Source organism: Microcoleus sp. Pol11C2 (assembly GCF_036701505.1).
In the GTDB taxonomy this organism is placed as follows: Bacteria; Cyanobacteriota; Cyanobacteriia; order Cyanobacteriales; family Microcoleaceae; genus Microcoleus.
Genome location: NZ_JAUBQX010000066.1, coordinates 1 through 20,645, shown reverse-complemented (window position 1 = coordinate 20,645; position 20,645 = coordinate 1). Strand labels below are relative to the sequence as shown.

13 protein-coding genes are annotated in these 20,645 nt (G+C 44.6%); 5 read left to right on the top strand and 8 right to left on the bottom strand.

Annotation, left to right across the window (positions count from 1 at the left end; all coding sequences use genetic code 11):
• The first annotated feature begins 114 nt into the window (after nucleotides 1–114).
• Entirely contained in the window at nucleotides 115–1,326 is a 1,212-nt protein-coding gene (locus tag QUA42_RS24880) for an acetate kinase (RefSeq protein ID WP_333140979.1), read from the top strand.
• Nucleotides 1,327–1,642: 316 nt separating this feature from the next.
• Here QUA42_RS24880 and QUA42_RS24875 read toward each other — a convergent pair whose 3' ends face one another.
• Both QUA42_RS24875 and QUA42_RS24870 read right to left on the bottom strand, forming a co-directional pair.
• Nucleotides 1,643–3,829, bottom strand: a complete 2,187-nt coding sequence (locus QUA42_RS24875) for an ATP-binding protein (RefSeq protein ID WP_333140977.1) — start codon at nucleotides 3,827–3,829, stop codon at nucleotides 1,643–1,645.
• A gap of 324 nt (nucleotides 3,830–4,153) precedes the next feature.
• Nucleotides 4,154–9,667: an AAA family ATPase gene (locus QUA42_RS24870; RefSeq protein WP_333140975.1), complete on the bottom strand. Its 5,514-nt coding sequence runs from the start codon at nucleotides 9,665–9,667 to the stop codon at nucleotides 4,154–4,156.
• A 1,064-nt stretch (nucleotides 9,668–10,731) separates the two neighbouring features.
• Between QUA42_RS24870 and bchB the strand changes: the two genes are divergently transcribed.
• Both bchB and QUA42_RS24860 read left to right on the top strand, forming a co-directional pair.
• Nucleotides 10,732–12,258 (top strand): ferredoxin:protochlorophyllide reductase (ATP-dependent) subunit B, encoded by a 1,527-nt coding sequence (gene bchB / locus QUA42_RS24865; RefSeq protein WP_190659189.1) that lies wholly within the window; start codon nucleotides 10,732–10,734, stop codon nucleotides 12,256–12,258.
• A 54-nt stretch (nucleotides 12,259–12,312) separates the two neighbouring features.
• A complete protein-coding gene (locus QUA42_RS24860; protein WP_333140973.1) occupies nucleotides 12,313–12,993 on the top strand; it encodes a hypothetical protein in 681 nt (226 codons plus the stop codon).
• Between the two features lie 75 nt (nucleotides 12,994–13,068).
• On the opposite strand, the gene QUA42_RS24855 is transcribed toward QUA42_RS24860, so the two are convergent.
• From QUA42_RS24855 to QUA42_RS24835, 5 genes are all read right to left on the bottom strand, one after another.
• Nucleotides 13,069–13,452, bottom strand: coding sequence for a DUF5615 family PIN-like protein (locus tag QUA42_RS24855; RefSeq protein WP_333140971.1), 384 nt, complete (start codon nucleotides 13,450–13,452; stop codon nucleotides 13,069–13,071).
• Nucleotides 13,449–13,709, bottom strand: a complete 261-nt coding sequence (locus tag QUA42_RS24850) for a DUF433 domain-containing protein (RefSeq protein ID WP_332972106.1) — start codon at nucleotides 13,707–13,709, stop codon at nucleotides 13,449–13,451. The genes QUA42_RS24855 and QUA42_RS24850 overlap by 4 nt, the downstream gene beginning before the upstream one ends.
• 10 nt (nucleotides 13,710–13,719) lie before the next feature.
• A complete protein-coding gene (locus QUA42_RS24845; RefSeq protein ID WP_333140969.1) occupies nucleotides 13,720–13,968 on the bottom strand; it encodes a hypothetical protein in 249 nt (82 codons plus the stop codon).
• 213 nt (nucleotides 13,969–14,181) lie between these two features.
• Nucleotides 14,182–15,006, bottom strand: coding sequence for an SGNH/GDSL hydrolase family protein (locus QUA42_RS24840; protein ID WP_333140967.1), 825 nt, complete (start codon nucleotides 15,004–15,006; stop codon nucleotides 14,182–14,184).
• A 729-nt stretch (nucleotides 15,007–15,735) separates the two neighbouring features.
• Nucleotides 15,736–16,113 carry a Mo-dependent nitrogenase C-terminal domain-containing protein gene (locus QUA42_RS24835; protein WP_333140965.1) on the bottom strand — a complete coding sequence of 126 codons (378 nt, stop codon included), beginning with the start codon at nucleotides 16,111–16,113 and terminating at the stop codon, nucleotides 15,736–15,738.
• Nucleotides 16,114–16,584: 471 nt separating this feature from the next.
• Here QUA42_RS24835 and QUA42_RS24830 point away from each other — a divergent pair, with 471 nt between their 5' ends.
• Nucleotides 16,585–17,175 carry a rhomboid family intramembrane serine protease gene (locus QUA42_RS24830; RefSeq protein ID WP_333140963.1) on the top strand — a complete coding sequence of 197 codons (591 nt, stop codon included), beginning with the start codon at nucleotides 16,585–16,587 and terminating at the stop codon, nucleotides 17,173–17,175.
• 258 nt (nucleotides 17,176–17,433) lie between these two features.
• On the opposite strand, the gene QUA42_RS24825 is transcribed toward QUA42_RS24830, so the two are convergent.
• Nucleotides 17,434–20,343: a PAS domain S-box protein gene (locus QUA42_RS24825; RefSeq protein WP_333140961.1), complete on the bottom strand. Its 2,910-nt coding sequence runs from the start codon at nucleotides 20,341–20,343 to the stop codon at nucleotides 17,434–17,436.
• Nucleotides 20,344–20,394: 51 nt separating this feature from the next.
• On the opposite strand from QUA42_RS24825, the gene QUA42_RS24820 reads away from it, so the two are divergent.
• Entirely contained in the window at nucleotides 20,395–20,643 is a 249-nt protein-coding gene (locus QUA42_RS24820; protein ID WP_333140959.1) for a hypothetical protein, read from the top strand.
• The last annotated feature ends 2 nt before the right edge of the window (nucleotides 20,644–20,645 follow it).

Genomic DNA, 20,645 nt, shown 5'->3' with positions numbered 1-20,645 from the left:
TTTTCCCTGAGTCTCAATATTTTTTAGTCCCCCTCTGCTGCGACGAAAGTTTGACAAAACGCGATTTCAATCGCCTAGCGATCGAAAGAACAAATCAACAGGACATAATAAAGCATGAAAATACTGGTGTTAAATGCGGGTTCTAGCAGTCAAAAGAGCTGTCTTTACGAGTTAAACGATGTCCTGCCCGATCGCCCGCCGCAACCCCTCTGGGAAGCGCAAATAGACTGGAATCACCGCGAAGGTGTGGCCCAGTTGAAAGTCGAAACTGCCTCAGGAACTGAACAGGAAGAAGAATTTGCCTCAGACTCTCGCCAAGCCGCCATTTCTCGAATGCTGGAGACTCTGTGGCAGGGTAAAACTCAAGTTATTAATAGTTTAAAGGAGATTGATATTGTCGGTCACCGCGTCGTACACGGCGGACAAGACTATCAGCAAAGTACGTTAATTTCGCCGGATGTTAAAGAGGCTATCGCCCGTTTATCGGTTTTCGCCCCCGTACACAATCCCGTCAACCTCGAAGGCATCGAAGCCCTGGAAAAAATCCTCCCAAATGTGTCGCAAGTAGCAGTATTTGATACAGCTTTTCACGCACAATTGCCGCCCGCTGCCTTTGTTTATCCCGGCCCCTACGAATGGCTCGAAAACGGGATTCGCCGCTACGGTTTTCACGGCATTAGCCATCAATATTGCGCGCGCAGGGCGGCTCAAATTTTGAACCGTGATTTGACCCATTTGCGGCTGATTAGCTGTCATTTGGGCAACGGATGTTCTCTGGCGGCGATTTGGGGGGGCGTGAGTGTTGACACGACTATGGGTTTTACGCCTTTGGATGGTTTGATGATGGGAAGTCGATCGGGTGCGATCGATCCTGGGATTATAATTCATTTGTTAAGGCAAGGGGATTTAACTTCTGAAAAATTAGATAATATTCTCAATCGTAATTCTGGTTTAAAAGGGATTTCTGGGGTATCTAGCGATATGCGGCAGATTGGAGATGCGATCGCCCAAGGTAATGAGAGAGCTCAACTTGCTTTGGATATTTACATTCACCGTTTGCGCGCAGGAATTGGCGCGATGCTGGCGAGTTTGGGTGGGTTGGATGCTTTGATTTTTACGGCGGGAGTGGGGGAAAATTCGCCTGTTGTGCGATCGGCTGCTTGCGAAGCTTTTGGATTTATCGGGTTAAAATTGGATGGGGAGAAGAATCAACAGTCGCCAGTGGATGAAGATATTGCGGCAGTGGATTCAGCGGTGAGAATTTTGGTCATTCACACGCAGGAGGATTGGGAAATTGCGCGAGAATGCTGGAAATTTTCTCACTAATTTATTTTATGAATTCCTTCAACAGCGATTGCCCATCAGCTTCGCCGAAGGGTAAACAATCACAGACCGTGCAACCGAAATTGAGCTAATTCATCTGCGTTAATCTGTGTTAATCTGCCCTCATCTGCGGTTAAAAAAAGAGAATGTATTAACCGCAGATGACAATGGATTGACGCTGATTCACGGAAATGAAAAGAAGAGATATATGAATAATTCCGATGCTAACAGATTTGATATGACAATGCAATACGTAGCCGGATTGTTAAGGGTTGCTAACTGGAATTGATTTGGGGATGTTGGTTGATGGTGGTGCCGATTACAAAACTTGCCTGGGGGCGATCGGAATTTCAATAATAAACTCGGTCCCCTCTCCGGGTGCAGAAACGCAAGTCAATTTTCCGCCATGAGAACTGACAACAATCGAGTGAGAAATAGACAATCCCAAACCTGTTCCCGAACCCACGGGTTTAGTTGTAAAAAATGGATCGAATATCTTTTGCAGCACCTCATTACTTATCCCCGGCCCGCTGTCGGCAATTCTAATTCTGACAGAATTCCTGTCTGTCACGTCTGTAGAAATTGTAATAGCAAGCTGTTGATGAGAGTTTTCCGGGTGATCTCTTGCTACGAGGAGAGCATCGATCGCATTGGTGAGAATATTCATAAACACCTGATTGAGTTGTCCGGCGTAGCATTCCACCAAGGGTAGAGAACCGTAGTCTTGAATCACCTTAATAGACAGTCGTTCGGGTCTATCTTTGAGGCGGTGTTGCAAAATCAGTAGGGTGCTGTTAATACCCTCATGGATATCCACTGGTTTAAAGTCTGCTTCGTCCATCCGCGAAAAGTTTCGTAGCGATAGGACAATTTGGCGGATGCGATCGGTACCCATTTTCATCGAAGACAGCATTTTTGGCAGGTCTTCTTGCAAGAACTCCAGGTCGATTTCTTCGGCTGTGATTTGAATTTCGTCAGTAGGGCTAGGATAGTGCTGTTGATAAAGCTGCACCAACTTTAACAAATCTTGGGCGTATTGCTGTGTATGGACGAGGTTGCCGTGAATGAAGTTGACCGGGTTGTTAATTTCGTGGGCGACTCCAGCAACCAGTTGCCCCAAACTAGACATTTTTTCGCTATGAATTATCTGTGATTGGGTGCGTTGCAACTCACTTAGGGCGTTTTTGAGTTCAACGGTGCGGTCTTCCACCCGGTCTTCTAATTCTGCATTACTTTTTTCTAAGGCGGTAAACGATTCGCGCAGTTGTCTTGCCATGTGGTTAAAGGAGTTGGCAAGGGCGTTGAGTTCTTGAATACGGCTGTCTTCTACAGCTTGGTCGAAGTTGCCAGATGTTATTGCCTCACTCGCCCGATTCAGTCGCAGAATCGGACGCGCAATCCAGCCGGAGGTGAGAACGCCCATCCCACAAGCTACCCCCAATGCTGCTAAGCAGAGCAAGATTGTGGTGCGAGTGTTGGCATCAATCTGTGCCATGAACTCGCTTTCTGGCACACTCACCACCACTAACCAATCCAATCCATATTGGTCGCGCCAGGGAGTGACTTGCACATAGTAGAGTTCTCCCTGAAAATCAAGCCGGAGATCGGTGTTTCCAGAAATGGATTGAAACCCTTTGAAGCGTTGCTGGATTTGTTTGGCCATTCCCTGCACTACGGGATTGCCACTGTCGATCGCCTTCAAACGCCGAATTTCGTCTTTGACGGTGGTAAAGGGCTGTTCTTTTGCAGAATTTGCGATCAACAGCCCATTTCGTTCCATGATGAAAACCTGCCCTGAGCTACTGACATCTATATTCCGTAAGAAATCGCTCAGTTTCAACAGATGGATATCGACTCCAACCATTCCTAGCAAGCGATTATTTGTGTCATAGATGGGGCGACCCGCCGAGGCAACAATATAAGGATGACCGGGATAATTCCAGGTATAGATCCGCGACCAAAGAGGTTTATCTGCTCGCACGGGTTCGGCGTACCAGGTTTCAGTAAAGCTACTCCAATTAGTGACACTAACGATACGGGTACGATTACCCCGGTCATCGGTGGCGTAGGTTTGGAGATTGTTTAGAGGTTTGGGACTCCAATCATCGATCACGACGGTTTTGCCGTCGTAGCGTGCGGCTCCGGCCCCATAACCAGTCGTCAGTCCGATGCCGATGTAAGTCAGGTCATAAGCCTGCATTTGGTGCCAGAAATACTTACCGACGGTTTGGCGATCGCGCACATCTAGCAATCCCATCCGAATCGCATCGGCGTTAATCTGAATCACTTGATGCGGAATAGATAAATAAGCATTCAGATGTTGATTCACCTTACTGCTGGTTCGCTCCATCAACCGATCCGCCAGGTCGTTTACCGCTTTTTGTCCATTTTTGAACGACAAATATCCCACCAGACCCACCGCTCCAAAGATTTGCAAAACAAATGGCACGATCAGTATGAGCTGCAATGGGAGCGCCTTAGTTTTGCCGAAGTGACGTATCTTCATGATCGGAAATTACTTTTATTTTAGTATGATCTACTATCTACAGTTCGCTCGTGAAGCTAGACACAATATTTACTTTTTTAATTAAAAATCTGACACTTTTTATGCTTTATCGGAGCATTGCCACCTCGTCGCGATGAAAAGCCCTCAGTGCGCCTGCAAAAGGGTGATCGCCCTTTTGTCGAAACCCGATCGCTCGACTTGGCGACAGAGTTTTCGCCGAGTTTAAATTGCGAATTCAAAGTTTAGTAAACGCAATGCGTGGCCGAATTGTTAAGGGTTGCTAACTGGAATTGATTTGGGGATTTGGGTTGATGGTTGCGCCGATTACAAAACTTGCCTGGGGGCGATCGGAATTTCAATAATAAACTCGCTCCCCTCTCCGGGTGCAGAAACGCAAGTCAATTTTCCCCCATGAGAACTCACAACAATCGAGTGAGAAATAGACAATCCCAAACCTGTTCCCGAACCCACCGGCTTAGTTGTAAAAAATGGATCGAATATCTTGTGCAGCACCTCAGTGCTCATCCCCGGCCCGCTGTCGCCAATTCTAATTATGGCAGAATTCCTGTCTGTCACCTCTGTAGAAATTGTAATCGTAGGCTGTTGATGAGAGTTTTCCGGGCTATCTCTTGCGACGAGGAGAGCATCGATCGCATTTGTCAAAATATTCATAAATACCTGATTCAACTGAGACGCATAACAAGTAATTAGGGGTAGCGTGCTGTAATTTTTAATCACCTCAATTCCCAAACGCCCGCCCTCTTTTCTCAAGCGCGGTTGCAGCAACATCACCGTACTGTCGATGCCTTGATGGATATCTACCGACTTCATTTGCGCTTCGTCGAGGCGAGAGAAATTCCGCAAGCTTAGCACAATATCCCGGATTCTTTCCGCTCCTACTTTCATAGAATCCAGCAGCTTTTGCAAATCCTCGCTCAAGAATTCCAGCTCAATTGTTTCTATTTCTTCTAAAATTTCCTCAGCAGGTTCTGGATAGTGCTGCTGGTAAAGCTCAATCAATTTTAACAAGTCTTGAACGTATTCGCTAGCCGGATTAAGATTGCCGTAGATAAAACTTACAGGATTATTAATTTCGTGAGCTACACCAGCGACCATTTGCCCCAAACTAGACATTTTTTCCGTTTGGATTAATTGAGCTTGAGTTAGTTTAAGTTCGCGCAAAGTTTGTTCTAAGCGCTCGTTCTTTTCATTTAACTCCTGCGTCCGTTCTTGCACTTTCTGTTCCACAGAATTGTAAAGCAGAGCATTTTCTAAAGAAATAGCAACTTGGGAAGAAAGCAACCTTAAAACTTCCAATCTGTGGGGAGTAAATGCTCCCACAGTCAAATTGTTTTCTAAATAAAGAATGCCGATTAGTTTGCCTTGATTGATGATTGGAGTACACAAAATAGATTGCAGTTGGTGTTTAGCGATGTAAGGATCGGCTGTGAATAGTCCCTCAGCCGCCGCATTGCTCAACACCAAATCCGATCGAGTCCTTTCCACATAATTAATCACCGTCACAGGTAAATCATGATAGTCTCCAACAGGAGTAAATTGCAGCACAGCTACATCTTCAGCAAATACTGACGCTTTAGCTGAAATCAACAGTTGACCATCTCTAACTAAAATCAGAAAACCTAATTGAGCACCCGCATTTTCTAAGGAGATTCTCATCAAAGAAGCCAGCAACTTATCGAGAACAATTTCGCTAGAAATCGCCAGAGATGCTTTCATTACCGTTGCCAAATCCAGCACTCTCGCATCGCTGCCAGTAGAAGTATGAATAGTTGTGGTAGTTTGATTGTTGTTAAAACTTCCGTTGAGCGGCGTCATTTCCCGCAACTGCGGATACTTCTGTTCTAAATCTTCTACTTTGCGAACTGCACCCCAGCGCAAGTAGCACGAGTGAGCTTCGCGCAAGTGAATTTTGGCATATTGATACTTGCCTTTACTCAACCAAAACTTAGCTGCTAGTTCATTAGCTAGTGCTTCATTTTGGACAAACTCATTGTCTTGGGCTAAATTTATAGAGAAATCGTACAGTTCTACAGCTTCTGAATCTTTTTTTGAAATTCTAGCTATTTCTGCTTGTACTAAAAGATACTTGTGCAGAAAATTTTCGGCACAGTTATCTGACCAAATTTTCATCTGTTTTTGGTTTTCCTCTAACTTTTCCAAGTATTCCTTTTGCTTCTCTTCTGAAACATTTGGGAAAACGGCGGCTAAAGTTAGAGAAAAGAAAAAATTCCATTCGGTAGCGGGTATCGCTCCGGTAATAAAAGATAGCTGTTTTTCTACTTCAAAAGCTAGTTGTAGCGCTTCGTTGAAGTTACCGTACCAGTACATTACCTGGCATTTGCGAATCTGATAAAGGCAGAGCGAGTACAAATTTTGATGAGCTTGACAGTTGTGTACGTATTCAGCTTCGCTGATATCTTCGCTTTCAAATACAAACTTTTCAGGAGTTAGTTTGCTCAAGTTACGCAGGATTAACTCTACCCCTAATAATATATCGGTTACGAGCTGATTTTTTGTTTTTTGGCTGAACTGCAAATACCTGCTAGTGTCGAGCAGAATTTGCGAGATTTCTTTACCTTGAAAAAATGAGTTAGCTATGCGGTTGGACAGGATATAACCCGCATACTCTAAATCTCCTGATTCTAAAGCCGCTTGATATCCTTCATTGCTGATTGCGTGGGAATCTTTGATGTGATTGAACCAGTAATAAAAAATACTAACCAGGGATGAACAAGCTCTGCACTTCAAGCCGATATTGCCAGATTTTTCGCTGAGATTCAGCGAGAGCAAGCCGAATTGATACGCAGCTTTGTAATCTCCGGAAACTGCGTTTAAGAACATACCGTAGCCAGCATAGCAAAGAGAGGCTTCGGGTACTAAACCGTATTGTAGAGAAAGATTGACTCCTTTTAAAACGCTGACTTTCCACAAGTCGGGATTTTTGAGATACGCCGATGTCAGCAAGTTTGTAATTAATTTGACGGCAACTTTTTTGTCGGGTACAGTCATTTCGGGGGCGTCAATTAGGGAAGCTATTTCTCTACCTGCTAAAATATTTGTGGCTGTGGCAAATTCTTCGGATATGACTTTTTGTAGCCCATCTAGCGGCAAGTCAATGCCTAGCAAGTCTAAAGCTGTGATTCCGGCTTTAACGGCTTCTTCGTACTTCGCGCGCAGGGTGTACTGCACGATCAGCAGGTTGTAAATTTCTACCTTTTCTAAGGGCGATCGCGCTTTTTCCAACGTTATATTAATAAATTCTTCGGAGTTCTCAAAAAAACCGTTTAAATACTCAACATTTGCCCGCTCCATGTGCAAGGCAAAGGCTAAATCGTAGTGGGCATCCCAAATATCGGCGCTCAAACCGTCCATGCCTGCGGTCAAATACTGCAAGGCAGCAACATAAGCAGTGGCATCTTTGGCTCTGCGGGCGGCGTCTAAATTCAGCGTTGCCAGTTCAATTAATTCTCGATCGTCATTAATTAGCGATCGAGCCACATTCAAGTGATCGACTAATTCAAAGATTCTGTCAGCGCGATATTCAGCCGGGGTGTTTTCTAGGATTTGCCTGCCTATTTTCAGGTGAACTGCCTTTTTTTGCGAGTCGTCGATCAGAGCATAAGCGGCTTGCTGTACGCGATCGTGCAAAAATTTATAATTCAGAATTAATAGCGGAAACAGCACGTAATCTAATGATTTGCTTTCCAATTCGGAAGTTGGCAGAATCAGCCCCGACTTAATCGCTGGCAACAGGTGAGAAAAAGTTTCCGAGGCTTCTTTTTCATGAATTAAAGAAAGAGTATTCAAGTCGAATTCGTTGCCCAAACAAGCCACCAAACGCAAAACTTGCTGCGTTGAACTTGGCAGTTTTCTCAATTTTTGTACCATCAAATCTACTACATTGTCAGTGATAGCGCACTGCTCAATTTGAGTCATATCCCAATGCCAGCCGCCCTTGCTCCCCGACTGTGGCGGGTGAAAAACTAGCAAGTTTTCCTGATACAATGTTTGCAGGAATTGATTAACAAAAAAGGGATTGCCGTCGGTTTTATTGATTACCAATTCAGCTAACGGTTTGACCGATTCTCGATCGCTGTGCAAAGTCTCGGCAATCAAATGAGTTATGTTTTCCACCCCCAGCGGCGACAAAGCAATCTGATTAATGATAGCTTCCTGATTTCGCAGCGTTTCCAAAGTCATCATTAAAGGATGAGTAGGACTCACTTCATTATCTCGATAAGCACCAATTAAAAACAGATATTGCGTAGCTTCATCTGTCATCATCAATTCGATCAATTTGAGAGTAGCCGAATCAGCCCACTGCAAATCGTCCAGAAAAATGACCAGCGGATGTTCAGGCTGGCAAAATACGCGAATGAAATTTTGAAATACTAAATTAAAGCGGTTCAGAGATTCCGTCGGCCCCAATTCAGCTACAGGAGACTGAGCTCCCACAATTAGTTCAACTTCGGGAATGACATCAATAATAATTTGCCCATTTTGACCGAAGGAACTGCGGAGTTTTTCGCGCCAAACTGCTAATTGAGCTTCGCTTTCAGTTAACAGTTGCCGCACCAATTCCGAAAAAGCGCTGACAACGGCTGAGTAAGGAATAGTTCGCTTGTACTGGTCAAACTTTCCCCAAATAAAATAGCCGCGCCTGCGGGTAATAGGTTTGTCTAAAATCTTCACCATTGCAGATTTGCCAATGCCGGAATAACCGGCAATCAGCATCATCTCGCTGCGGGATTTATGCTGTCCTCTCCCCAAAACTGACAAGGGAATTTCTTTTTTCGATTTGATCTCTTTTTTGATGACAGAAATTTGAGAATTGTCGGTGCGGTAGCCTCGATTATTTGTTGCTGCCACCCGTTCAAATGCCGCTAAAAGAGTTTCAACTTCTCGCTGTCTGCCGTAAAGTTTTTGAGGTATTTGAAATTTGTCGGAAATATCTTGGCTGCCGAGAGTAAACTCAGAAACAACCCCAGAGGTTTGCCACTGAAACAGGCAGGATTCCAAATCGGCTTTTAGTCCCCAAGCACTTTGATAACGCTCCTCAGCGGTTTTTGCTAACAATTTCATCACAATATCTGAAACAGCTTTAGGAATTTCTGGAGCAATTTCAGCGAGAGGTACTGGCTGTTTGGCTATGTGACAGTGAACTAACTCCATGGGATCTGTAGTGGGAAAAGGGAGTTGTCCTGCCAGGATTTCATAGAATGTCACGCCGAGGGAATAAAAGTCGGTGCGGTAATCGACTACCCGGTTCATTCGGCCGGTTTGTTCGGGCGACATATAGGCTAAAGTGCCTTCTAAAAAATTGGGGTTTTTATTGGGAATATTTTCCAGGTTGGATGCAGTTGAGATGCTGAAATCTATGAGTTTCACTTGTCCTGTAGCAGGATTAAAAACTATATTAGAGGGATTTATATCTTTATGAATTACATTTTTTCCGTGAATTTCTCCCAAAGTTTCAGCAACTTTGATGGCCGTAGTCAGAAATCCTAAAATGGTAAATTTTTGGGAACCCATAAATATTTTTAAAGATTCCCCGCCAAAATCTTCTAAGATCATTGCCAGACTATTTCTAACCTGTTGCAACTTATACACTTTCACAACTCCGTCCAACAGGCTTAAGTTGGCAGTGATCTCATATTCGCGCTTGTATCTATTCAGTTCTTCAGGAGTCGGATAGTCTTCTTTGATAAGTTTGATAATAACAGGTTGGTTGTTCTGCTCGTTGTGGCCGCGGTAAACCAGGGAAGTGCTGCTTTCATAAATGAGAGCGAGAACTGCAACGCCGGGAATTGCCATCATAGTTGGGTTCTCTCAAATTAGGTGTGCTTGGTCAATGTTACAGGACTGACGCGCGGCGGGCTAGAAACCCGGTTTCTTCGTTGCTAGTGGTTGACAAACCCAAGATTTTTTCGTGTAAATCGGGTTTCTTTTCGTAAATCCTATGTTATTCTTCATTATCGCTCAAGAGCTATCTTTTGGGATGTGTGGGAAAGCAGGCCTTGACAGCAAAGAGCTGCTGCTGACAAAAGCACGCTGGGGCTTTCGTCACCTCAGCAGTTAGGTAAACAAAATCACAAATACAGGATTTGTGCAACGATTTACTTTAATGCTCGATCGCCATGTTGACAACTAAATCATCTCAGATTCCAAGCAATCGCTTGACTTTAGTGGAGCCTCACCACATCTCGTGAAAATACGCAAGTGCTGAAAGATTTATTTTTCCGGTGATCGGGTAGGAATTTGCGGTGCTTCAAAAAAACCGGCCGGTGCAAATCTTAACTATAATTCGCGACCGAGGCGCTGAGGGAAGTAAGTGTTGCTTCGGAAGCTGAAATTTCCTTCAGTTCTATCTATTTTGACCATCGATTAACAATACTAACTGACCGAAAGCATCCAGAATACAAGCCCCCGGATTCATCCGTCCAGAAATAAAAAACCTGTATCCGATAAACGAGCCCCCGAATTTATCCGTGGGGTCAATGCTTCAATTCTTTAATCTAAAATCTAAAATCTAAAATCTAAAATCGATTGACCGTTTGACCCCAGTAAATTTGACAAAAAATGCAAAATTATTGCACCTTGTCTGGTGCGCGGCAGCGAACCCTACATTAATCAAATTTGCCTAACTCTTAAGAAAATTTTAGGAAAGATTAAGAATTATTGCCATAAAACCAAGGTAAAGTTGTTTGAATTGCGAGTCAAATGCCAAGCAGACAAAGCGTTTGAGCATTTCGTAAATCTGTAAATTCTCAGAAAGTTAGTATTTCTCAAGGATTCATCCGGTGAGAAAATCAGAAACAACCTTAAAATTTAGCAGTAATCGCCCGATCGGGCAATTCTCAACCAGCACCAGGAAAATACCTATGAAATTGGCTTATTGGATGTACGCAGGCCCAGCCCACATCGGCACTTTGCGCGTCGCCACTTCCTTCAAAAACGTCCATGCGATCATGCACGCACCCATAGGAGACGACTATTTTAACGTCATGCGTTCCATGCTGGAGAGGGAACGGGATTTCACCCCGGTAACTACCAGCGTCGTTGACAGACACGTACTGGCGCGGGGTTCGCAGGAACGGGTGGTGGACAATATCACCCGCAAAGACAGAGAAGAACACCCAGATTTAATCGTGCTCACCCCGACTTGCACCTCCAGCATTCTGCAAGAAGACTTGGAAAACTTCGTGGAGAGAGCTCAATTGGATGCCAAAGGTGATGTATTGCTGGCGGATGTTAACCATTATCGCGTCAACGAACTGCAAGCAGCCGATCGCACTTTGGATCAAATCGTCCAATTTTACATTAACAAAGCCCGCAAAAAAGGCGATTTAGTAGAAGCCAAAAGCGAAAAACCATCTGTCAACATTATCGGTATGTCTACCCTTGGTTTCCACAACCAGCACGACTGCACCGAGTTGAAGCGTTTGATGGCTGATTTGGGCATTGAAGTCAACGAAGTTATTCCCGAAGGTGCTTCGGTTCATAACTTAAAAAGACTGCCGCGCGCTTGGTTTAACTTGGTTCCTTATCGGGAATTGGGGATGATGGCCGGGGAGTATTTGCAAAAAGAATTCGGTACGCCGATGGTGGATATTACGCCGATGGGTGTGGTGGAAACTGCGCGCTGCATCCGCAAGATTCAGCAGGTGTTGAATGCTCAAGGTGCGGATGTTGATTACGAAAACTTTATTGACCAACAAACTCGATTTGTGTCGCAGGCTGCTTGGTTTTCGCGATCGATCGACTGCCAAAACTTAACCGGCAAAAAAGCCGTCGTATTTGGCGATAATACCCACGCTGCGGCAATGACGAAGATTTTGGCTCGCGAGATGGGAATCCACGTTGTGTGGGCTGGAACCTACTGCAAACACGACGCTGATTGGTTCCGGGAACAGGTAAGCGAGTATTGCGATGAAGTGCTGGTGACGGACGATCACGGGGCGATCGGGGATGCGATCGCCAAAGCGGAACCTTCGGCAATTTTCGGCACGCAAATGGAACGCCACGTTGGTAAGCGGTTGGATATTCCCTGCGGCGTAATTGCTGCACCGATTCACGTCCAAAATTTCCCGATCGGCTACAAGCCATTTTTGGGTTATGAAGGCACGAATCAGTGCGTAGATTTGGTCTACAATTCCTTCACTTTGGGAATGGAAGACCACTTGCTGGAAATCTTCGGCGGCCACGATACCAAGGAAGTGATTACGAAGGGTATTTCGGCTGATTCTGATATGGGTTGGACGAAGGATGGACAAGCTGAGTTGAATAAAATCCCTGGTTTTGTGCGGGGTAAGGTGAAGCGGAATACTGAGAAGTTTGCGCGCGATCGGGGAATTGATAAGATTACCGTTGAGGTGCTGTACGCCGCCAAGGAATCTGTCGGCGCGTAGTTTGGATTGCGGTGAGGGCATCTCTTGTGGATGCCCTTGCCGATCTATAAAATCTTGGACAGATCTCTTTCAACCCTTAATTTTGGAATTACTTCAGTGATTTTGAGAAGGAAGATTATTTCAGCCTTCATTGCAATTTGTCTTATTGGCGGAACCGTTTATCTTGGCTTTCAGTCGGTAAAAGATAATCGTTTTGTAATTTGGTTCGGTCTTGCCTCTGCTATTGCCGTCCCCGTTGGTCTAAACTTATTTACTTACGCATTTAGGCGTTCTGATAGGGAAATTATACAGCAGCTTGCTAAAGTTCCAGAGATCGAAAGGTTAATAGAGCAGGCTAAAACTCAGGAGGAAAAGATCCAAGTTCTCGAAGCAGAACGTTCACGACTTGCAGAAATTGTAAAAATTGAGTCGCGGCGACAAGCAGCCTTGGATAGGATAAATAGCTTGGAGGGTGATGCTGTCAGGATTTTAGCTGAACTCGAAAATCTCGATAGAGAACTAATTTTAATAGATGAGCAGGTTGGCGAAAGTGCTATAAGTGAGGAAATTAGACGTTTAAGGGAACGTATAAAAGCTCGTGAAGATGGAGATTTCATTCTCCGACTTGGTTCGAGAGTTTATCGCATTGACCGAGATTTTATCACAGCCTTACCTTTACTTGGAAACGCATTAATTGTATCTTTCCGGATCGCAGAAATGTTGGAAAAGGCAGTGCTACCTAAACAGCGTCGGTAAAAAGGTTTAGCTGTACGGATGTATCCAATAAAAAGTTTATTTTTGAATAAATTTCTCCATTATTTCGGTTCGCATTTAGTGAGATTCATCTTCCGATATTGCTTGATATTCCAAAAGCTGTTCCCCTCGGATAATCCACCATTTACCCGCAACTTCTGCGGCCTCCAATCCGCGAATTAATATTTCTACGGCAGCTTGCCAATCTTGCGGTTTCGATTGAGAAGGCAGACGCAGTAACACAATCCCAGAATAATCAGAAGGATTGTAGCGGAGGCGATTGCCAAACCCCCTATCCAAAGTCACCAAACATCTATCTTCCCTCCGACATATATCAATTAATAATTCATCCGGTGTGGAACTCAAATTTTGTTCCCGTACAGTCGCAACATCATGGCCAGCCAAACGTAACATCGAAACAACGCGGATGCTGCCCAAATTTTCATCAAGTTTTAACTTCACTTTAAAACTACCTTTTTTTCAGCCAGAGGAATTTCGACGTAATAATCTCTTGCCAACTCCGCCCCATAAGCAATACAAGCCAAAACGTCTTCTCGTTCAATTCCCGGATATTCCTCAAGCAATTCTTCCAAAGTCATGCCGCTAGCTAGAAAGTCAAGAATCAGAGAAACCCAGATGCGATGGCCGCGAATACAGGGTTTGCCAAAGCAGATATTCGAGTCGATTGAGATGCGAGACAGTAAATTATTTTGAGTCATGTCTTTTCAATTAAATATTAATCAGTTCTTGATTTTTTATTGATGATGCTTTGACGACTAAGACTCCACCAACATAATGAACGTCGCACTCTTCATCCATATTTGCTGGTTGGCTGTTGCCAGTTTCATCGGGCGGCGAAACTACTTCCTGCTTTCTCCGCTGCAATAACAGGAAATCCGAAAATTTGAGGATTTCTTGCAGTTCGATTTCAGAGAAATTTTTCAGTTTTTTAACAAGTTTTTCTTTGACAGGTATCACGGCTATTTTTTCCTTGCTTAAGGCAACCGCTAGATTCCGTTTAACACCAGGCAGGAGCGATCGCCCTTGTCTAACCAAGTGCGATCGCCCACGAGGAAAATTTCTACAATATCAGATGAGCCAATCTTGCTCTCAGGCAAAAAATCATGTCAACCTCTACGAAAAGGGACCATCCCGGTCTTGTGGCGATCGCCCGTCCAGCCTTAAAATAGTTTACCGAAGCGTCCCCAATTCAGATTTAATCATCCCGCTCTCCTGCACAATCGCGGACGCTGCTTCCCCCAAAATTTTGTGTGCGGCCGTCGTCGGATGAATGCCGTCCCAAAACAAAAATCGATCGGGACTACCACAAACACCTCCACCCGATAAACACGCACTCGTCACATTAGTCAAGCCATATTTAGCCGGAGAAGTAATGGCTTCTCGGTAAAGCGCATTAGCATCCAGAGTCGCAATTTTTAAGTCAGGATGCTGTTGATTTAATACCTTAACGGCTCGCCTCAAACCCTGATTGTGTGCTTGTGTTAATGCAGTGAGCCTTGCAGAATTAGTGCCTGTTCGCGTCGCCGGTAACTGCCCCAAATCTGGTAAATTTGCCACCAAGATATTTTTGGCACCCACATCAGCAAGAGACGCGATCGCCCTCGCCACATTTTCAACGGGAATATTGGCATTATTTGCCCCCTGCAAATAGTCATTCGCCCCCGCCCACAGTACATACAGCGCATGAGGATTTGCCTGTTTTTGGGATTTAGTCCATGACTGAACTTGAGCTAACAAACCAGGGACAAGGCTATTGTGATCGCTCCCCGTTGTTGCACCTCCATAGGCAAAATTAGTGACTCGTTCAGGCGGCAACTTTAGGCGCTCGGCAAGATATTCTACCCAAACCTTACCATTCGAGTAACGCCCTTGAAAGTAAGTCGAACGAGGCGGATATTGACCCCCGCTTGCTCGAAACACCATTCCCATATCCGAAAGACTGTCCCCAAATACATATAGTTCATTGACAGCCTCAGAAGTTTGAGCTGATAGCATGAGTGAAACCATAAAAGATAAAAGTGCAATAATTACTGCAAAAAAAGTTCTTTTTAACACTTGGTATTAGTTAGATTCGTAAAATCTTTTATAATTTGTGTCGATAATTACCGAGTTCGTGATTTTGACATTTAGTTTTACTTATATTCTGGAAATAGCTTAAATATTTGCCTCAATTACTAATCTATCAATTTTGGGAAAAATGTAGGGAGTAAAACTGAACTTTAATTTTGGGTTGCCTCACTCCACTGCTCAACCGAAATAGATTGGTGATGTCCTTGACACTTTTCTCATGGTATCTAGCTGATAGCGCTCTAGAGGGGATAAAACCGTACATCTTTTGGGAGATTACCCAATAAAGTTCGGCAAGACGCGAACCAGCAGCATCCCTGTTTTAAGCTAGCACAAGCTTTAAAACGCTCCTTTTGTTAAGGGGTGATAGCCACTCCTCCTACGAATGCAGTTTACGCTTCTGTTGACGCTTAACTATTCTCCTCTATTGATAGCTGTTTTACCTAACCGGGAGCCTCCCTACAAAAGCCTCCCAAACAACCACCCTTGAGATAACTATCAATCACGAAAAAAAAGAATTGATTCAAAACTGATTTACTGGGCGATCGAGAAATTGACCGCACTTTTGTTCCTTGAAAGCCGACACAAAACAAAAACCCTCCCCAACAAGGAGAAGGGAGGGTGAAAAGACAGTGAAAATTTTAAGTTTTTGCAGAATTAACAATAAGGAGTTACATCTTCGCCACACTCGTCAGCCAAATAACACAAAGCTCGAAAGCGTAGCCCAACGATTTGCTCGTAAAGCGGATTTAACTTGCACAGCGGGGGAATGGATAATAAAGTGCGATCGCCAATTTTGACTTCTCGCTCAAACGGACACTGGCTGGGAATAAACTTACACAGCAACCGAGCCAACTTTTGACTTTTAATTGCAGTGTTATCAAGCCATTGTTTTAGCGGATGCAAGGGGTCAAAGTGTGGCTTTTGACCGTAAGGTTGAGAATTTGTAGCGACATTAACGGCTGTTTCTTGTTTGCCAAATCCTACCCAATTTGGCAGAGTTCGGTAGGAGACTGTATGCTCAAATACGTTCATTTTGCTCTGTTCCTCTTTTATAACGAGGTGCCAAGAACTCTCTGTAGAGCTTGTGCGATATTATCTACAATCAGTATCTACAGCATCTCGTTTTGCTTTACCGGATTGAACTTCTTAAATTAATGACTTAGGGCGAGAAAAGTAGTTCCTGATTTTTTTTTAAAGGCGGTGTGCGCTCTAAAAAGTGTCCTCATTTCAAGCCCAACGATTGATTGATAGGGTAAAAATTCTGTCTTCTACGTTTTAGCTTCAACCTTCGGTTGACTCTCCTTTTGTAGTTCAATTACTATTGTGAGGCATCCAGGTGAATTATCCTATACGTGAAAATGCGGAACTTTTAATAAAACTTATCATATTTGTAAATAAGCTCTGCTGCAAAAAACCCTGAAACCTCGCCCCAACAATCTTTGCTCGCGATCGCTCAGAAACTTCTACAATGAGAAATAATCGGTATCACCGCCCTCACCACCCATGAGCAACCCAGAAACCAAAGCTATCACCCGCGAATTGCAAAGCCACGCCGCCATTCTCGGTGGCTTCGTCTCCCTCCTCTGGATTATCGAAATTGTCGATGTATTCCTGTTCCGAGGCAGGCTGAATGCTTACGGAGTCCGCCCCCGCAGCCTCGACGGACTTCAAGGCATCCTGTTGATGCCTTTTCTGCACGGCAGTTTTGCTCACTTAGCCGCCAATACCCTCCCTTTTGTGACATTGGGTTGGTTGATCATGCTGCGAGAAATGAGCGACTTTTTTATCGTGAGTGCCGTAACCGTGCTAGTCAGTGGATTCGGAGTTTGGCTGACTGGCGCGCCCTATTCCGTTCACATTGGTGCCAGCGGATTAATTTTTGGTTACTTCGGCTTCTTGCTGCTGCGGGGCTATTTTGAACGCAGTTTTACCTCTATTTTGTTATCTTTAATTGTCGGTTTCTTCTACGGCAGTTTAATTTGGGGAGTTTTGCCCTCGCAGCCGGGAGTTTCCTGGCAAGCGCATTTCTTTGGCTTTGTCGGCGGGGTATTAACAGCTCAACTTTTGGGAAAGCCGAAACGGGAAATTAGCTAGGATTAGAACTTATGGTGTATGGTATCATCACCTGGGTTTATTGCCCCCAACTTATTTCAAAGGGTAGGTTTTTTGTCAAGAAACCTGGTTTCTTGTTTCAGTTGACAGTTGAGAGTTGACAGTTGACTGCTTTATAGCGACCTCTACCTGGAAGGAAGAGGATTGGAGTAATGAATAGTCTTCTTTTAATTTCTCCCGCTTATGCTTGGGGCTTTAAACCAATTCTTTCTGGTAACAAGGGCGTCCCGGAAAGCAACACTAACCGCTGACCAATAATTCAACGCGGGCCGGTAAGCACACAGTAAAAACCGAACCGCAACCTAACTCGCTTTCAACGTGCATATCGCCACCCATCATCACGCAAAAGTGACGGCTAATAGTCAATCCCAAACCCGTGCCGCCATACTTGCGCGTAGTTGAGGCGTCGCCCTGCATAAATGCTTGAAATAAATGCTGCAATTGTTCGGGGGGAATCCCAATGCCCGTATCAGCTACGCGAAAAATTATTGAGTCGGAAGATTCTGCTATTTCTTGAGTGGTTAAGCTGTCATGTTTAACTCTTTCAATGCAGAGGCTAATAGTGCCACCTTCCGTAAATTTGGCTGCATTACTCAGCAGGTTGAGCAATATTTGACGAGTTTTGGTAATGTCAGCATACATCATTCCCAAGTCGCTACCACAATCAACTTCCAACTTATTAGAATTTTTATCGACCAAGGGTTTGACAGTAGAAACTACCTCGTCAATTAAATTAACCGGATTGAAAGTTTCTAAGTAAAGTTCCATCCGCCCTGCTTCAATTTTAGAAATATCTAGAATGTCGCTAATTAAAGATAGCAAGTGTTTGCCCGCTGTTTGAATTTTTTCCAAGTCGGGGATAAAATCTTCACAGCCTAAATCCTCGGCGTCTTCTTTGAGCATATCGCTGTAACCAATAATCGCGTTGAGGGGAGTTCGCAATTCGTGGCTCATATTAGCTAAAAAGGCGCTTTTGGCTTGGTTTGCAGCTTGAGCGGTTTGAGCGACTTTTTGGAATTCTTCTGCTAATTTGCGCTGGGTAATATCTTCGGCAATACCGACGATTCGGTAAATTTCTCCGGTTTGGCTGCGGACTGGAAAAGCCCGATCGCGCACCCAGCAAACTGAACCTTCCGTTGGCGTAGCCCCCGTATGGGATCGCACTACCCGATACTCCTCATCATAATCGCCCCGCACCTGTTTCGCAAAAGCAGCCTTGACGCGATCGAGATCCTCCGGGTGAATAGCATCCCAAAAAGCCTCCGGTTCTGACTGCAAACTCTGACAGCTCAAATTCCATATTTTTTCGCAAGCAGGGCTCACATAAACTAGCTGTTTTTGATTAGGTTCTCTAATCCAAAATACCTCATGAATATTTTCTGCCAACTGGCGAAACCGCTCCTCGCTAGCCCGCAACTTCTGCACAGCACTGTGAAATTCAGTCACATCTTGAATCAGCGATGCCACCCCAATGATCCTGCCATCAGCATCAACCAAAGTCGTATTGTACCACTCGCACAGAATTATTTTGCCGTCTTTTCTGATGTTCTCGTTAAGGCTGGTAACTCCTCCTTTATTAGTGAGCAAAGTTATAGATAGTTGCCTGACATACTCCTTACCACTTTCAGGAACGATTAGATCGACTCCGTGGCGTCCGATAGCTTCCAAGCGGTTGTATCCAAAAATTCTTTCTGCTGACAAATTCCATTCCGCTACTTCAAAGTTTAGATCCCATTCAATCGCTCCCAAAGGAGTTTGGTGAAGATGGAGAGCCAGTTTCTGCTGCGAGTTTTTCAGAGAAATAATTAATTCATTTTTGTCGGAGATCGCAGATTCTACCCGATCTTCGAGAGTAGTAAACGCCTCTTCCAATTGACCAGCCATCGTATTAAAAGAGCGAGCCAGGACACCCACCTCATCCTCCCGCTCTACAGACGCCATCAAGCGGGGATCTACCGCCATCCCGTCCCATTCTCCCCGCGACAAAGCCTCCGCAGCCTTGCTCAGACGCTGAATCGGTACAACAATCCACCTAGAAGTCAGAGCGCCAATTGCCGTTGCCAGCACCAAAGCACCCAGACACATCACCACAGTATAGCGAGTGTTGGCATTAATCCTTTCCATAAAATCGGCTTCAGGAATCGCCACCACAATCAACCAATCGAGGCCCCTGCTGTCTGAGAGTGGCGTCACCTGTAGAAATTGTCGTTGACCGTCGATGGTAAAATCTAACTGGCGAGAGCTGTCAATTTTGTGCAAATCTCCGAAGCGTTCTGTCAAATACCGGGCGGTCGATCGAATTAGAAGATTCTTGCTGCTCGTTGCCACAATTCGTTTCGGAACGCCGTTGCTAACAATAAATGGCGGTTCCAGAGTAGAAGTAGCCACTAATTGCCCCGACCTTTCTACAATAAAAGTCTGTCCTGAACGGCCAATTTTTAGAGTTTCCAAGAATTGATTTAGCTTGGAAAGTGCCAAATCAGAACCCAGGATGCCAATCAGTTTTCCATCCTCGCCATAAACTGGTTGAGCCGCCGTAATCGCTAGTTTGGGTGCGTCAAAATAAGTATAAATTTTACTCCAAGTCGGTTTCCCTGCCTGCACCGGAGCTATGTACCAAGGTCGGACGCGGGGGTCGTAGTTGAGAGTAGTTTTTAATAGCTTGGTTGGTTCCCCAAACTCGGACGGTGCGTAGCTTTGAAAGTTATAGCCAGTAGACTGATTAGAAATTTGAACTTGCAACTTGCCGTCGTCGAGGCGTTCAACTCCAATAAAATCTTTTTGTTGAGAGGCGAATTGAATGTAGCTAATTTTATCAAAGGTTTTGATTTGTTGGGAGAAGTAGCGTTGCAAATTATCAGCATCCTGCACGTTCAAAATGCCGAGACGGATGGCATCGAGATTGAGCTGATTGATTTGGTGGGGTGTTTTGAGATAAGTATAAATATGTTGCTGGATACGCGATGTGACTTCTCCCCGCAGTTGCGCGGCAACATCGTTGACGGCTATGCGCCCGTTCCGTAGCGACAGCCACCCCGTCAACCCTACCGCAGCGAAAGTCTGGAGGGCAAAAGGCACAACAAGGACGATGCGAATTGGCAGTTTGCCCGACATTTTTAAAATCGGGTCGGTCAGATATTTGATTGGCATGGTAAAGCAGAACGATTATGAACCCACAACATTCGGGTCAAGTACAACCTGATGAGCGCAGATTTTGAAGTTGAGAGGGTTTTAGTAGGCAAAGTGCTGTTAATAACTCGGACTCTGCTGCTGGCAACTGAATATTCAACGACTGCCACCGCCATCTTAGCGCGATCGGGAGCTTTGGGAACATTGGCGATCGAGATGAATGCAGTATCAATCCTCCATGCACTCTATAGCAATCCTAAATCATTATCAAGACTAGGATACAATTATATGCAATACTTGATTGTGACAATAAAAAGATGAAT

Excerpts from the sequence above, each read along its gene's own strand:
- QUA42_RS24880 (WP_333140979.1), top strand. The coding sequence starts at position 115 with ATGAAAATACTGGTGTTAAATGCGGGTTCTAGCAGTCAAAAGAGCTGT.
- QUA42_RS24875 (WP_333140977.1), bottom strand. The coding sequence starts at position 3,829 with ATGAAGATACGTCACTTCGGCAAAACTAAGGCGCTCCCATTGCAGCTC.
- QUA42_RS24870 (WP_333140975.1), bottom strand. The coding sequence starts at position 9,667 with ATGATGGCAATTCCCGGCGTTGCAGTTCTCGCTCTCATTTATGAAAGC.
- bchB (WP_190659189.1), top strand. The coding sequence starts at position 10,732 with ATGAAATTGGCTTATTGGATGTACGCAGGCCCAGCCCACATCGGCACT.
- QUA42_RS24850 (WP_332972106.1), bottom strand. The coding sequence starts at position 13,709 with ATGACTCAAAATAATTTACTGTCTCGCATCTCAATCGACTCGAATATC.
- QUA42_RS24840 (WP_333140967.1), bottom strand. The coding sequence starts at position 15,006 with ATGCTATCAGCTCAAACTTCTGAGGCTGTCAATGAACTATATGTATTT.
- QUA42_RS24835 (WP_333140965.1), bottom strand. The coding sequence starts at position 16,113 with ATGAACGTATTTGAGCATACAGTCTCCTACCGAACTCTGCCAAATTGG.
- QUA42_RS24830 (WP_333140963.1), top strand. The coding sequence starts at position 16,585 with ATGAGCAACCCAGAAACCAAAGCTATCACCCGCGAATTGCAAAGCCAC.
- QUA42_RS24825 (WP_333140961.1), bottom strand. The coding sequence starts at position 20,343 with ATGCCAATCAAATATCTGACCGACCCGATTTTAAAAATGTCGGGCAAA.
- QUA42_RS24820 (WP_333140959.1), top strand. The coding sequence starts at position 20,395 with ATGAGCGCAGATTTTGAAGTTGAGAGGGTTTTAGTAGGCAAAGTGCTG.